This is a genomic window from Dielma fastidiosa (assembly GCF_003475485.1).
In the GTDB taxonomy this organism is placed as follows: Bacteria; Bacillota_I; Bacilli_A; order Erysipelotrichales; family Erysipelotrichaceae; genus Dielma; species Dielma fastidiosa.
The window spans coordinates 332,641-346,556 of sequence record NZ_QRQL01000003.1 but is presented as its reverse complement, the minus strand read 5'-3'; the positions used below and the strand labels follow the sequence as shown (position 1 = coordinate 346,556).

The 13,916-nt window shown below is 40.0% G+C and carries 14 protein-coding genes and 1 tRNA gene; 2 read left to right on the top strand and 13 right to left on the bottom strand.

Annotated features, from left to right (window positions below; translation table 11 throughout):
* Positions 1-19: 19 nt before the first annotated feature.
* The 3 genes from DWZ33_RS09620 to DWZ33_RS17975 form a co-directional block, all read right to left on the bottom strand.
* Positions 20-199 carry a hypothetical protein gene (locus DWZ33_RS09620; protein ID WP_022937874.1) on the bottom strand — a complete coding sequence of 60 codons (180 nt, stop codon included), beginning with the start codon at positions 197-199 and terminating at the stop codon, positions 20-22.
* A gap of 206 nt (positions 200-405) precedes the next feature.
* Positions 406-657, bottom strand: a complete 252-nt coding sequence (locus tag DWZ33_RS09615; RefSeq protein ID WP_118454659.1) for a hypothetical protein — start codon at positions 655-657, stop codon at positions 406-408.
* Positions 658-738: 81 nt separating this feature from the next.
* Positions 739-906 (bottom strand): hypothetical protein, encoded by a 168-nt coding sequence (locus DWZ33_RS17975; protein ID WP_182425625.1) that lies wholly within the window; start codon positions 904-906, stop codon positions 739-741.
* A gap of 691 nt (positions 907-1,597) precedes the next feature.
* Between DWZ33_RS17975 and DWZ33_RS09610 the strand changes: the two genes are divergently transcribed.
* Positions 1,598-1,960, top strand: a complete 363-nt coding sequence (locus tag DWZ33_RS09610) for a tyrosine-type recombinase/integrase (protein WP_220452422.1) — start codon at positions 1,598-1,600, stop codon at positions 1,958-1,960.
* Positions 1,961-1,979: 19 nt separating this feature from the next.
* Here the strand turns inward: DWZ33_RS09610 and DWZ33_RS09605 are convergent.
* The 4 genes from DWZ33_RS09605 to brnQ all read right to left on the bottom strand — a co-directional run bounded on the left by DWZ33_RS09605 (position 1,980) and on the right by brnQ (position 6,314).
* Positions 1,980-2,055, bottom strand: a tRNA-Glu gene (locus DWZ33_RS09605).
* Positions 2,056-2,183: 128 nt separating this feature from the next.
* Positions 2,184-3,548, bottom strand: a complete 1,365-nt coding sequence (locus DWZ33_RS09600; RefSeq protein ID WP_118454657.1) for an MATE family efflux transporter — start codon at positions 3,546-3,548, stop codon at positions 2,184-2,186.
* 89 nt (positions 3,549-3,637) lie between these two features.
* A complete protein-coding gene (locus DWZ33_RS09595) occupies positions 3,638-4,627 on the bottom strand; it encodes an asparaginase (RefSeq protein ID WP_118454656.1) in 990 nt (329 codons plus the stop codon).
* Positions 4,628-5,003: 376 nt separating this feature from the next.
* Entirely contained in the window at positions 5,004-6,314 is a 1,311-nt protein-coding gene (gene brnQ, locus DWZ33_RS09590) for a branched-chain amino acid transport system II carrier protein (RefSeq protein WP_118454655.1), read from the bottom strand.
* 293 nt (positions 6,315-6,607) lie between these two features.
* Here brnQ and DWZ33_RS09585 point away from each other — a divergent pair, with 293 nt between their 5' ends.
* Positions 6,608-7,483, top strand: coding sequence for an MBL fold metallo-hydrolase (locus tag DWZ33_RS09585; protein WP_118454654.1), 876 nt, complete (start codon positions 6,608-6,610; stop codon positions 7,481-7,483).
* 92 nt (positions 7,484-7,575) lie between these two features.
* Here DWZ33_RS09585 and DWZ33_RS09580 read toward each other — a convergent pair whose 3' ends face one another.
* The 6 genes from DWZ33_RS09580 to DWZ33_RS09555 all read right to left on the bottom strand — a co-directional run bounded on the left by DWZ33_RS09580 (position 7,576) and on the right by DWZ33_RS09555 (position 13,910).
* A complete protein-coding gene (locus DWZ33_RS09580) occupies positions 7,576-9,471 on the bottom strand; it encodes an FAD-dependent oxidoreductase (protein ID WP_182425623.1) in 1,896 nt (631 codons plus the stop codon).
* A 267-nt stretch (positions 9,472-9,738) separates the two neighbouring features.
* Positions 9,739-10,206: a MarR family winged helix-turn-helix transcriptional regulator gene (locus tag DWZ33_RS09575; RefSeq protein ID WP_118454652.1), complete on the bottom strand. Its 468-nt coding sequence runs from the start codon at positions 10,204-10,206 to the stop codon at positions 9,739-9,741.
* Between the two features lie 67 nt (positions 10,207-10,273).
* Positions 10,274-11,887, bottom strand: a complete 1,614-nt coding sequence (locus tag DWZ33_RS09570; RefSeq protein WP_118454651.1) for an FAD-dependent oxidoreductase — start codon at positions 11,885-11,887, stop codon at positions 10,274-10,276.
* A 1-nt stretch (position 11,888) separates the two neighbouring features.
* Positions 11,889-12,452 (bottom strand): alkyl hydroperoxide reductase subunit C, encoded by a 564-nt coding sequence (gene ahpC / locus DWZ33_RS09565; RefSeq protein WP_022937887.1) that lies wholly within the window; start codon positions 12,450-12,452, stop codon positions 11,889-11,891.
* A gap of 232 nt (positions 12,453-12,684) precedes the next feature.
* The gene (locus DWZ33_RS09560) at positions 12,685-13,185 is read right to left on the bottom strand and encodes a YjbQ family protein (protein WP_118454650.1); all 501 of its coding nucleotides are present in this window, start codon (positions 13,183-13,185) and stop codon (positions 12,685-12,687) included.
* Positions 13,182-13,910, bottom strand: coding sequence for a triose-phosphate isomerase (locus DWZ33_RS09555; protein ID WP_118454649.1), 729 nt, complete (start codon positions 13,908-13,910; stop codon positions 13,182-13,184). The genes DWZ33_RS09560 and DWZ33_RS09555 overlap by 4 nt, the downstream gene beginning before the upstream one ends.
* Positions 13,911-13,916 lie beyond the last annotated feature (6 nt).

The following is a 13,916-nucleotide window of genomic DNA, read 5'->3' as shown; positions in this document are numbered from 1 at the left end:
AAAATACCCTATACAGGTGCTAAAACATTTTTTCTTTAGCTTCTTTGATTTTATCTTTCAAATACTTACGATATTGCTCAATACTGTCATAAGTATCCCAATGATACGGACATCCCTTACCATATAACTCAAAATATTCATGCCTTAGTTCAGCTATCTCTTGATCATTAACTAAAGTTTCCATAATACCATTACCCATTTATCCCACCATCCTTTTATATTCCTCATAAACATCTTTTAATTTCCCGTTCGCTTCTAAATCTAGTATATCAATACTAGATTTATTTGCAAATATTCCTTTAGCTACATTATGTTCTATTAACCAGTATTCATCCGCGTGCCCTGCAGGCAATTCAATTTCGTTCCTTGTTAACGCAATCCGTCGATCGGATTATAATACAAAATCTATTCATCATCACTGAATTTATGAGATTTTTCAGGATTCGAATCATCTAATAAAAAGCCCAAGTTCTCGATACACCCTAATGGATAAAACATTGCTATCTCATTAGCAGGATGATCTTCTTCAACAAATTCAACCATATCCTGAACTAGTTTTTGTATTTCTTTTTTGGTAACTGCTTTGGATGCAGAGTCATCTTTAAGCCTTATCCACAAGTCTTCATTTCTTTTTATTAAATCATCATAGTTTTGCATGTCATCACATTTTCCCTTTTTTATTTCTGTACTTACTCATATGCCTTTGAGCTATCATAGTTAACAAATTTCTGACATTAGTTAAGATAATGAGCTACTACATGGATCATCATCATCATGTAAAAACTCCGAGGAATCAGGATTTGATAAATGATATTCTTTGAGATCTTTCATTAACTTTTTTACTTCTTCTAAGCTCATCTTATCCACATGCAGAAATCTATCATAGATTTCATCAAATCTATTCATTTTAACATTTCCCTAATTTTTCTAATATTTTTATAGCTTCACTCATCTATAAGGAAGCCTAATGATTCAAGAAGACCAAGAGACCCTGCAAATTTAACTTCTTCCTCTCTAGGATGATCTTCACTCACAAATTTTTCATGTCCTGCATCAGTTTCTTAATTTCCTCCTGAGAAGTTGAAGAATCTATTTAATTGTATCTGTTGATTAATTCATTATAATTATACATAATTACCACCTCCATACAAACTTTCTAATAATTCGTAAATTATTTCCAATTGATCTATACTGCTTTGCATATCCATATTATCATAAATGCTTTTCTCAAGCCAATCCAATCTTTCCAGAAGCTTGTGCTTAATCAATTCAATAGAAAATTCATAATCCGTTTCATATGTCTCAATATCTATCTTTGCTAATTTCTTGCGTAGCTAGCTGCACTGATGCTTCTACAATATTCTGATATTTTAAATATGTATATCTATCGAAACTTTATTATACAGGTTGCGCTGCGGTGAAATGCTTGCTGTAACTTGGTAAGATTTTACCAGAAGTACAATCATTATCAATAAATCACTTACCAAGAAAACTAAGACAGCCAGTTACTTAATAAAGTCTGTAAAAACAAATACCTCTAAAAGAGAAATCGTTTTACCTCACAACCTTATCATATCAATGAATGAACTCCTTGAGCATGAAAAAAAAGAAGGAGGGATTTGAAGAAACATGGTTCATTTTTCCAACACCTTTATCCCATTCAATCTTACGAAGAAGGGCTGATGATGCTATGTTGGCAGTTGGTCTCAAATACATCACTATATATGGTTTTCGACATTCTCATGCTTCACTTTTAATTAATGGCAACATGAACATCAAACTTAAATCATCAAGACTAGGCCATTCTGATGTGCCAGAAACCCTTAATACTTACACGCACATGTTTCCTGATCAGCGTACAGTTTGTGTCAACTACCTGGATTCAATTATTAAAAATAACGAAAAAACTGGACACAAATTGGACATTGATAGCACTAAGCATAAAAAAAACGCCTTGTAATAGGCGTTTATTTATAATTTGGTGACTCGTACGGGATTCGAACCCGTGAATGCTTGCGTGAAAGGCAAGTGAGTTAACCGTTTCTCCAACGAGCCAGAACTGCAGTATCAGCAGTGCTTTTAGATTATAGCAAATACCCATAGATGCCGTCAATACTTTTTTTAAATTTAAGCTTACTTTCCTGAACAAATCAATTGTTAACATAGTAAAACAACCATTAGATTCATTTACTTTCAGCCGTCTGCGGCAATGCCCGGCTTACCTTTTGCCTCCACACTCCGCTGATGAAACGCAGAATAAACACACCGGCTCGAATCAACTCATCGGCTGCCATCGCAATCCAGATGCCAACCAATCCCCAGCCCCACTGCACACCTAACAGATAACCCACTCCGACAGCAATTCCCCATGCCGACAACACGCCGGCAATAACCGGCACATTCACATCATAGGTTGCGACTAACGTGCGGGTCATTGCAATGTTCACTGACCGGCCCACCTCCAAGGCAAATTCCACAAAAACAATTTGTTTCGACAATGCAAGAATTTGCGGATCATTTGTAAAGATGCCAAAAATCAAATCAGAATTAAAATAAATAATGCCCGTTAAGCCAACCGATACTGCAATCGATATAAATACACAGTTCCATACTTTGCGGCCAACCTCATTCAGCCGCCCGGCACCTACTAAATAACCAATGATAATTTGGGTAGCCTGAGCAATCGCCATTGAATAAATATAAGCTACATTCGCCATCATGCTGCAATACACCTTTGTCGCAATCACTGCCGTACCCATCATATTAATAAATTTCATGATGATCGTCTGTGACAAATTATAGGACAATGCCTCCGCACCTGAAGGCAGTGATATATACAGCAGCTTTTTACATGTCTCAACAGGAAAAGGCTTCAAATAAGACAGCTTCAGCTCAGCATAGCCTCTGAAACGAAAGAGCATGAATACCAACACCAAACCGATCAGCTTACTGAAATTGGTTGAAATCGCCGCCCCTACGATGCCTAATCTTGGGAAAAAGAAATAGCCATTGATCAGCATCGCATTGCCGATGATATTCAGCACATTCATCACCACCGATATAGTCATAACTTGCTTCATCAGTGCATAACTGCGCAAAATTGCTGAAAACGTCAAATACAATCCCTGTACTAAAATAAAGCTGCCGACAATCAAAAGATAAGAAGCCGCTTCATTGAAAATTTCTTCCGGTATTGAAAGCAGCTGGAAGACCGGCTTATAAAACAGAAACAATACAACCGTGAGCGCAACACTGAAAAAGCCCATAACAGCCAGAGACACATTACATACTTCAGAAACCTTATGCTCATCCTTAGCACCAATATATTGCGAAATCATGATCGTAATGCCGACACTTGTCATATTTAAAACAATGATAATCAAATTCATTATCTGATTGCCATTACCGATTGCTGCCACTGAATTTTGAGAAAACTGCGACAGCATAATCTGATCGACATTGCCAACCAGCATCTGCAGCAAAAGCTCGATAAAAATCGGCACCGACATCATAAAAACTTTACGTGAATCATATTTTTCTGACAGCATAAACAAGTCCCCTTCGCATTAAACATGTTTATGATACAGCAATTTCACTAAATGTAAATAATCAAATCAGATGATAACGCTAACACTTTTTAAAGACTTACTTCACCTACATAATTCACCTCAAAAATAGCCTTCACCACCTGCGGATCTAAGGTTTTACCAAGCGCCCACATCAGTTTTGTAACCGCTGCTTCACTGGTCATGTCAAAGCCTTGAATCACACCTTGCTTCAGTACCTTCTGACCAGTCTGATAGATAGAAAAATCGCTTCGCTCATACAAGCATTGAGAACATACCACAACACTGATGCCATGATCTACCAATAACTGCAGCTTAGCAATTAAATCACGGCGGATAAAATGCAGCCCACCGGCACCAAAGGCTTCAATGACAATGCCCTTATAGTGCATTGATACAAGCAGATCAAAGAAATCCGGATTAAAGCCAGGTGTCAATTTAATTAGAATCACTTCACTGCATAAATCAGCCTCCAGCTTAAAATCACCAGTACGCTTAGGCAGCAGTTCACGATGAATCGTTAAGCCACGGGCATCAACACAGCCTACGGGCTCACAGTTAACACTTTCAAACGCGTCAAAGCCCATCGTTCTCACCTTTACAGAACGCGAACCAAGAATTATTTTACGATTAAAAGCGACAAACACACCACAGCTATCACTGGCAGCCATCGCAATCGCACAGCGAATATTATCATACCCATCGCTTAACGGATGTGACAAAGGCAGCTGAGACCCTGTCAATACGACGGGAATCGGCAGATTGCGCAGCATAAAGCTTAAAGAAGAAGCGGTATATGCCATCGTATCTGTTCCGTGCGTCAGCACGATACCATCAACCTCATCAACATGGCGGGCAATTTCTCTGGCAATCACCTGCCATTCCTCCGGCTGCATATTAGAACTGTCAATCTTCATCAGATCAATGCAGTCAATACTAATATCGGATTGCGGCGGCAGAAATTCAAGCAATTGTGAACTGGTCAGTTCAGGCTCAAGTCCCTCCTCACCTTTAGCGGATGCGATGGTACCGCCCGTAGTAATCAATAATAATTTTTTCATAAACCTCGTATTATCAATATAGGAATCGTCTATATTGATTTTTCCTTCCTAGACCGAACTTTAATAAGTATATCTTACGGCCATCTGATATATTTTTAAGACACTGTGAATATTTTCTATAAATTTAAAGCTTAACGGTTACAATGAGCATCCTGCCACAGTTCTTTTCTAAAGCTGATTCGTTGATTAACAACTTGATGTTTTATAAATAACATATTTATTTGAACTGAACATAATGTGGATATTATCAAGCAGTTCCATTTATAAGGTAGTGTCATCATGACATCCTTTATTGGCATTGATTTTACCAAATATAAGCATGACTGTTTTATCATGAATCATAAGGGTGAAGTTATTCATGACTCTCCTTATTTTTTTATTTGCCAACCGCAGGCTTTTCAGACCGCACAAAATAACCGACCACACAACCTATTATGGCCGGTATCAGCCAACCCAGACCAAGATTAAACAAAGGCAATGATGATGCCCACGTGCTGATGCCAGGAAGCAGAATTCCCGCGTTCTTTAAACCATCAAGCAAAGAAAATGGAAATACACAAAGCATACCGCACAGCATGATTCGATTATGATTTTTCAGCCATGGATCAAGCAATGAAACTACAATCAGCACAACTACGATCGGATATAAAACAATCAATACCGGCAGCACGATTTGAATCAGCATGCTTAAGCCCACATTAGAAATCACAAAGGAAAACATGCATACACCCGCCAATACCCAGCGGTAAGCCAGCTTTGGAAAATGCGAACAAATAAAATCAGCGAAAGAAGTGGACAAACCAATGGATGTGGTAAGACAAGCTAAAACCACCGCGGCGCCAAGAATAAATCCGCCAAAACCGCCAAATAAAGCTCTTGAAGCATAACTCAGCAAAGCGCCGCCATTGGCAAATAAATCCATCGATGATGTTTGCAGGCCAATCAGCGCTAATGCCGCATAAACAAGAATCAGCAGCAAACCCGCCAGACAGCTGCATAAGAATGCCGATTTCACCATGGTTTTATGATCGGTAATCTGAAACTGCTTCAATGCCTGATAAACAAGAATAGCAAACACTAAACCAGCAAAGCCGTCTAATGCCAGATACCCCTCAATGATACCCTTAAACAGCGGAATCTCCAGATACTCACCGCGCGGCATTCCGATACTGCCCAGCGGATTCATTAACGCCGCGATAAATAATGCCAGAATGGTAAGCAGCAGAATCGGTGTCAGCACTTTACCGACAATATCTACAATTTTACCTGGTCGAATACTTAAAAGAAAGGTCAGGCCAAAGAATACTGCAGTAAACAATACTGAAAATAGCATCGGCTGATTGTTTATGTAAGGCAGCAGGCCAATTTCAAAGGATACTGACCCGCATCTTGGCAATGCAAAGAGCGGACCAATACATAAATACACAGCAAAAGACAGAAATAATGAGAATTTCTTTGAAACCCTTGAGGCCAGCTCATTCATTGAAGTTCCAGCGATAACGACAGCCATAACACCCGCTACCGCAATACCTACATCGCTTAAAACAAAACCTAAAAGGGCAATCGGCGTACTGCTGCCCGCAAGCTGAGCCATAGATGGTGGAAATATCATATTTCCAGCACCAAAAAAGATAGCAAAAATCATACAGGATAATCCTGCAATTTGTGATAAACTCAATTTTTTCATAATCGTCTCCCTCTCTTTAATTATATTAATTCAATCCAGCTTAGAGGCAGACTCGCACAAGAAAAGGATAACAGACGCTGACCGCATGCTTATAGGATATTATCGATAAATTTTTATGTAATTCATGACTCATGCCATACGTCCTCCGCTTTACTAATCATTATAGCATAAAAAGATTCCTATTCACTACAAATCATAATTTTATGTGTGCTGACTAGGGCATAAATGGTTCAGATTTTCTTTAAATTTATGATGAATATGCTATGATAATACCAAAAGAAATGAGGAATTGTATGAAAACCCAATTAGTTTTATTAGGCTGCGGAACTCCCAATGCATGCCCTAACGCATCTGGTCCTGCTTCCGCTGTAACCTATGGTGAAGACAGCTATCTTTTTGACTGTGGTCCAGGTATTGTCAGACAGGCAGCAAAGGCATATCATCAGGGAATTGATGCATTAAGAATGGATCGTTTAAAGTATGTATTTATCACCCATCTGCATTCTGATCACACGCTTGGCTTAAATGATCTAATCCTTACACCCTGGGTGCTTGAACGTCATGAGCCGCTGCATATTTATGGGCCTAAAGGTATTAAAGCGATGGTTAATCATCTGATGCTGGCTTATCAGGCTGATATTGAGCTGCGGATACATGGTTTTGAAAAAGCGGATGCGAAGGCATGCCAGCCAATCGTTCATGAGATTGAAGCCGGTATTGTCTTTCAGAATGACACGGTCAAGATAGAAGCCTTTAAGGTCAGTCATGGCGCATGGCCTTGCTATGCATATAAAATCATTACCCCAGATAAAACGATTGTCATCAGCGGTGATACTTGTCCGTTAGACTTAATGATTCAAAAAGCTGAAAACTGCGATATCCTGCTTCATGAAGTATATTATGCCGCCGGTCTTGCGCAGCGGACACCCGCGTGGCAGAAATACCATGCTTCGATGCATACTTCTTCCTACGCGCTGGCAAAAATTGCGCAGGCTGCCCATGTCAAATTATTAATTACTTATCATCGCATCTATCACATGAATATCCAGGATAACCATGAGGATATCACGATTAAAATGCAGGAACGCGACAAACTTATCGAACAGGAAATCAGAGAAATATACGACGGAGCTTTGGCTATGGGCAAGGATCTTGATGTATACGAATAACCACCAGCACATAGAAAAAAGGAAGCCTTAAAATCATTATAATGAATTAAAGCTTCCTTTTATTGTATGAGCTATTGCTCAGCTTATTAAACTTATTTAGCTAATGCTTCTTTAGCAGCATTCATACCGCCTAATTTACCTGAATTCAAGGCAAATCCTGTTGCCAGACCTTCATATGAAGGATAAGATGTAATATTGCCGTAGAAACCGCCAGCATCATTACCCACTACATATAATCCCTTAACTGGTTCAAGATCAATATTAACTGCCTGTAATTTTTCATTAACGCGTACACCGCCTAATGTACCTAAATTACTGATCTGCATCTTAACAGCATAGAAAGGACCGTCGCTTACCGGATAAACCAGGTTTTCAGCACTCTTGCCGAATGGATCCGCTTTAGAAGCGCATGCGGCATTGTATTCTTCGATGTTAGCAGCGAAACGTTCAGGATCCATACCAGTATTTTTTGCCAGTTCTTCTAAAGTTTCACCCTTAAATACATTTCCTTGCTTAACACCTTCTTCAGCTAATTCCACAAAATCAGCCAGATCAAAATTAGCGCCGCCAACCGCTGGGTCAGTCACTAAATGCTTGCCTTCTGTATAAGCATTTAAAGTCGCAGTATCGACAACGATATAATAGATACCACCCACTGAATAGCCCAGATTTGATGTATACGCTGTATCATAAACAGCTTCTTCATTACCAAAACGGTTACCTGAACGGTCAATCCATAATAATGGTGAACGCACAATCTGATTAAATGGTGAAGAAGCTAAACTTACTTCTGTTGGATTAGTCGCAGCTACAATACCTGAACCATGCAGCAGTGAAGATTGAATATCCCATTTTGCAGCACCGGCATTCCATGCCATCTGTACACCGCTGCCTGTTTCACCCCATGTAGAGATGTATGGTGTATGATAATATTCACTCATCATATCAGCATTGCCTGCAAAACCACCAGTGCCCAGCACTACTGAATCAGCATGTACAATTAATTTACTGCCATCTTCTTTAGTAGCGATAATGCCCTTAACAACACCGTCTTCGATGATTAATTCATCACATGTAGTATTCATTCTTAAATCAAGACCAGCCGCTACCATGTTATCTCTTAATACATCACTTGCGGAAATATCCGTAGGTGCATAAGAGAAAGTATCAAACCAGTGATAGATCCGCCATCTCAGACCATCTGCCTGATGAGCCAGCTGCGGTGCTTCTGGATTGACATGGAAAGTCAAACCATAGCTCTCTAAGAATTCAATCGTATCCGCACTTGTTTCAATAATTTCTTTTGTTAATGGCGCGTAATTAATAAAATGACTGTAATCATTTAAAGTTTGGAATAACTCTTCTGTCGTAATAGCCGCATATTCACCGCCAGCTTCTTTCTGCAAGTGACTTTCTACCGCAAAAGGTCCGCCGGAGAAGAATTTACTGATACCGCCGACATTGCTTGTCTTTTCAACACATAATACATTAGCGCCTTCTTTTAAAGCCGCTCCGGAAGCTGATAAACCAGATAAACCAGCACCAACTACAACTACATCGACAGTGATTTCTTCATCATCCGCCTTTACAACTTCTTTTTCTTCAACATCGACACCGGCTTGTTTCAAACAATCTTTACTGGCTTCGATGATAGCTTTGCTTGTCATTGTCGCACCGGATACCGTTTCTACTTCAACCGTATTGCCGTCAATGATTGCCTGCATAACTTCTGGTGCAGCTACTTGACCGATTTTATCGGTTTCAGTTGTGGCATTTACCTTGCCGTCAGTAATCTTTCCATTTTCATCAATCGTTAAGGTTACTGTTACATCACCGCCGTAACCGGCTGCCGCTGCTGTATATTCACCAGCCGTAATCTTACCTTCAGGCTGATCAGATGGTTTGTCATTATTGGCAGTACATCCGCTCATAACCATGAAGATTGAAAGTGAAAGCGCCGTCAACACTTTCCATGATTTATTCTTCATATGTCCCTCCATTTTTGTTCTGTTACCGAACAAATACACTAATAATTTAACAATTTCACATTAAAATGTCAATAAAATTTTGATATATTTTTCACATTTTAGTATGATATACGAACATTATAATTAATACACACATAGGTTGATGATGTGAACATACTTGTATTATGATTCATCTTACAAAATGGCATGGTATTATGAAAAACGTTGATACTAACAAAGCGCATTGCATAAAGCAAGACTGCACTCAATGTCCTGAATGCAGTCTTGTTAGTTTTTATAATTAAATTTAGTTATCAGCTTCTGAAAAACTTCAATCTCTTCTTCACTGAAATTCTTATAACAGCGGGCGCAGTATTCATCAAAATATGTTTTGATAGCGGCCGCGGTTTCACTTCCTTTAACAGTCAAATAGATGCGGGACACACGTTTATCACTGGCATCTCCGCGGCGTTCAACAAGCCCTGCTTTGACCATTTCCGTAATAATTTCTGAGGTGGTTGAACGCTTCATCATAGAAACATTGGCAATCTCCTGTTGGGTAATTCCCTCATGATCAGCAATCAGATGGATAATTTTCGCATGTGTTTCTTTAATCTTTAACGCGTCGATTTCCATTTCATAATATGTATAAAAACGGCGTACAACATCGGAAAAGCCAATCAACAGATCAGGCTGTATTGCGGTATACATCAGCATCACTTCCTTATACCAGCATTTTATCACAATCAGTTCCATTTTGCATTACAATCCGCTCAGTCTATTTGATAAGATAAAAGGTACTGGTTCTCAGACCAATACCCATTTACAGTAATTCAAGGATTTCTTTTAATGATTTCTTACCAAAATGTACCTTTTCATCATTGATTACCATACACGGAACACTCATGATTTTATATTTCTCTTTTAATTCAGGGAAATGCGCAAGATCATAGATTTCCGTATCAACATGATGATTTTCCAGTGCGATTCGCTGGGCAGATTGGACTACTTCCGGACACATCGTACAGGATAAGGATACCATGACTTTGATGTTCTGCTTAGCTGTCATTTTTTGAATGGCTTCTAAGAGACTTTCATCAAGCGGCTGCTTTGGGCCTGCGGCATTATAGACTGCCAGCGCAAAGGATGTGAACTCATGGCCGCCGGGAACCGCATGATAGATCAAGCCCAGCGGTTGTTTATCAGCATCACAGAACACAAAGCAAGGCTGTGAATGTGCGGCATCAAGCGGCTGCTTAGTCACCTTGATGTGGGGGCTTGTCTGAACAAATTCATCGATGAAATTACTCATCTCCAACCCAAACTTACTCTCATCAACATAACAGCTGATCCATACATCTTTATCCAGCTTTTGGTAAAGTGTTTTGAGCTGGGCAGTCATATCACTGCTGATAAAGCTGTCTGCGGATGCCGCTGCTTCAACAGTATCTGCCAATGTATTTGCTTTTACTTTCAGTTTTTCAGTTTTCAAGCCATGCTTTTCCACCACTGCCTCAATCACCCGTTCCAGTGAGGTAGCAGCGATGGCGCCATCACTCACTGCCGTTACCACCTGACGCAGATTTTTTTCACAGATATCACCCGCCGCATAAACACCATCCAGGGAAGTTTTGCGGTTCATATCAGTGATGACATTACCAACTTCATTAAGCTTAACCTGATCCTTAAATAAGGCATTGGCCGGTTCATAGCCGGCAAAAACAAAGATACCAAAGCTTTCATTTGCTTTTGCTTCATAAGTCCATGTTTCTTTAGTTTCATTGTTGATGAAGACAGCCTTCTTCAAAGAGCCTTCACCGCTGGCCTCAATGATTTCAGTGTTGGTATAAACCGTGATATGCTCATTGGCACGTGCTTTATCAGCGATCGTCTTGGCGCATGTGAAATCTGGTTCACGCACAATGATATTTACATGACGAGCATATTTAGTAAGGAAAATGGCTTCCTCAGCTGCCGCAAAGCCGCCGCCGATGACAAAGACCTCCGAACCGGTGAAGAACTCGCCGTCGCATGTAGCGCAATAGGCGACTCCGCGTCCCTGAAACTCTTTTTCACCTTTAAAACCAAGCTTGCGCGGACTTGAGCCGGTTGCCAAAACGATGCCTGCGCATTGAAAAGTACCTTTGTCTGTTTTAACGGTTTTGATTTCATCCTCAAGCTGTAATTCTTCAACCTCAGCCAGCAGGAATTCGGCGCCAAACAGACTCGCCTGTTCCCGCATTTCCGCTGTCAGTTTTTTTCCGTCGGTTTTAATTACCCCCGGATAGTTAACCACTTCTGAAGTAATCGTTATTTGCCCGCCGAACTTTTCTTTTTCCAGTACCAGTACACTGAACTTGGCACGCGCCAGATAAATTGCCGCCGATAAACCAGCCGGCCCGCCGCCAACGACGATAGCATCGTAGGCTTTATTCATATTAGATAATACCTACCAGATCTAAAGATGGTTTTAATGTATCAGCACCTGGCTGCCACTTAGCCGGACATACCTGATCACCGTGTTCATGAACAAACTGAGAAGCCTGAACGCGTCTGAATAATTCATCAGCGTTACGGCCAACATTACCAGCGATTACCTCATAAGCTACGATCTTTCCATCTGGATTAACGATAAAGCTGCCTCTTTCTGCCATACCGTCAGCTTCGATATAAACCTCGAAATTTTTTGCTAAGAGAGCTGTTGGGTCCGCAAGCATTGGATACTGAATCTTTTGAATTGTCTTAGAAGCATCATGCCATGCTTTGTGTACAAAGTGTGAATCACAGCTTACTGAATAAATTTCACAATTAATTGCTTTGAATTCTTCATATTTGTTGGCTAGATCTTCTAATTCAGTTGGACATACAAATGTGAAATCCGCTGGATAGAAGAAGAAAACACTCCATTTACCTAATACATCTTCTTTACTTACTTCTTTAAATTCATTATTTACATAAGCCTGAACTTTAAAATCTTCAATTGTTTTACCGATTAATGACATATTTTATATCCTCCATTGTCGTATAGTCTATGAATATGAAGCATAAACCTCATGAATCAAAGCACCCTTATTAGCATGCTTCGACTTTATGCTATTATTCATTAGTTAGTCTTAACTAACTGTATACAGGATACCATGGCTGTCGACATCACGCAACTTTAATGCTCTGGGTTAAAAGAAAAAATCTCTGACTGATGTCAAAGACTTTTCTCAAAGTGATTCTACTTAGTTTTCATTCACCGTTAATACAGAGAACACATTTCCTTTTTCTTGGCCGTGTCGTATCAAAATCAACAAACCAGATGGAACCAAAGGGGCCGCTTTGCAAAACACCTTGATCGATTACAAAGGTTTGACTTGCACCAATCATTGTAGATTTTAAATGCGCAGGCCCATTTAGACTTATGCCTTGAAAATCAAAGTGCGGACGGCCTTCGCGATTCATATGCTTAGGTCCCGGATAATAATAGTTGTCATTAAATGCAACCTCATCGGGAAATATTTTTCTTAAACAGCGGTTCAGATCCAGCTGCAGATAATCGGTGCCATTCGGATCTTCATCATGCACATATTCTTCAAAGAATACCGCGCACGTCGTATGCAGCGACTGAACTGTAACAGTGCCATTAGAAATCCCTGATTCAGCAATCCGCGCTTTTATTTCATCGGTAATATTAAAGAAATATATTTTAGGATAACGGGTTTCAAGCTCAATATAATTTATTTTTATCATGCTTCATCATCCTGTACGATTCTTGAGCCAAAATCTTTTCTGGCTTTAAGAATGCCGGTTAAAAAATCATCAATTTTTGCCAGCGGATCATCGCTGCAGAAAATACCTGAAGCGCCGCCGCCTGATTCCGAGCCATATTTGATATTATGATAAATATCCTCGCCATTTTTAATGCCGGCTCCCTGTAAGACCATGATATTGGCATCATAGTCCTTAATGGCTTTCGTTGTCGCTAATAGATAATCTTCAGAGGCCACTATACCGGTGCCGATCAGTTTTGATTGTTCGCAGATAATGCCGGTTGGATGCAGTGATGCGATAATCAATGCCTCCTCAACCGAATCAGCACACACAAAGGTATACAATCCTGCTTTTTTAGCCAGCTCGATGGATTTGATTAATTGACTTAAGGTTATCGGTTTGGCGGATGCATGATTGAGAATCACACCATCAGCGCCAGCCTGTGCCAACGCCTCAGCAAGCACGCCGCCCATCGTACCGCCAGGTTCAATTGGGTCCATGAACTGAGCATTGATGATTACATGGGGGGCCGCCTGCGCAATGCAGTAGATATCAACGATAGGTACATTCAATGTCACTGTTACATCATTATCAACCGCAATCTTTTCGCAATATTTCGCAATTGTCAGCAATTCCTCTCCCCACATATAAGCTTTCGCATTTACTCCCAAAGTAGGTGTTTTAATCTGTTTTTTATGTTTCATTTCACA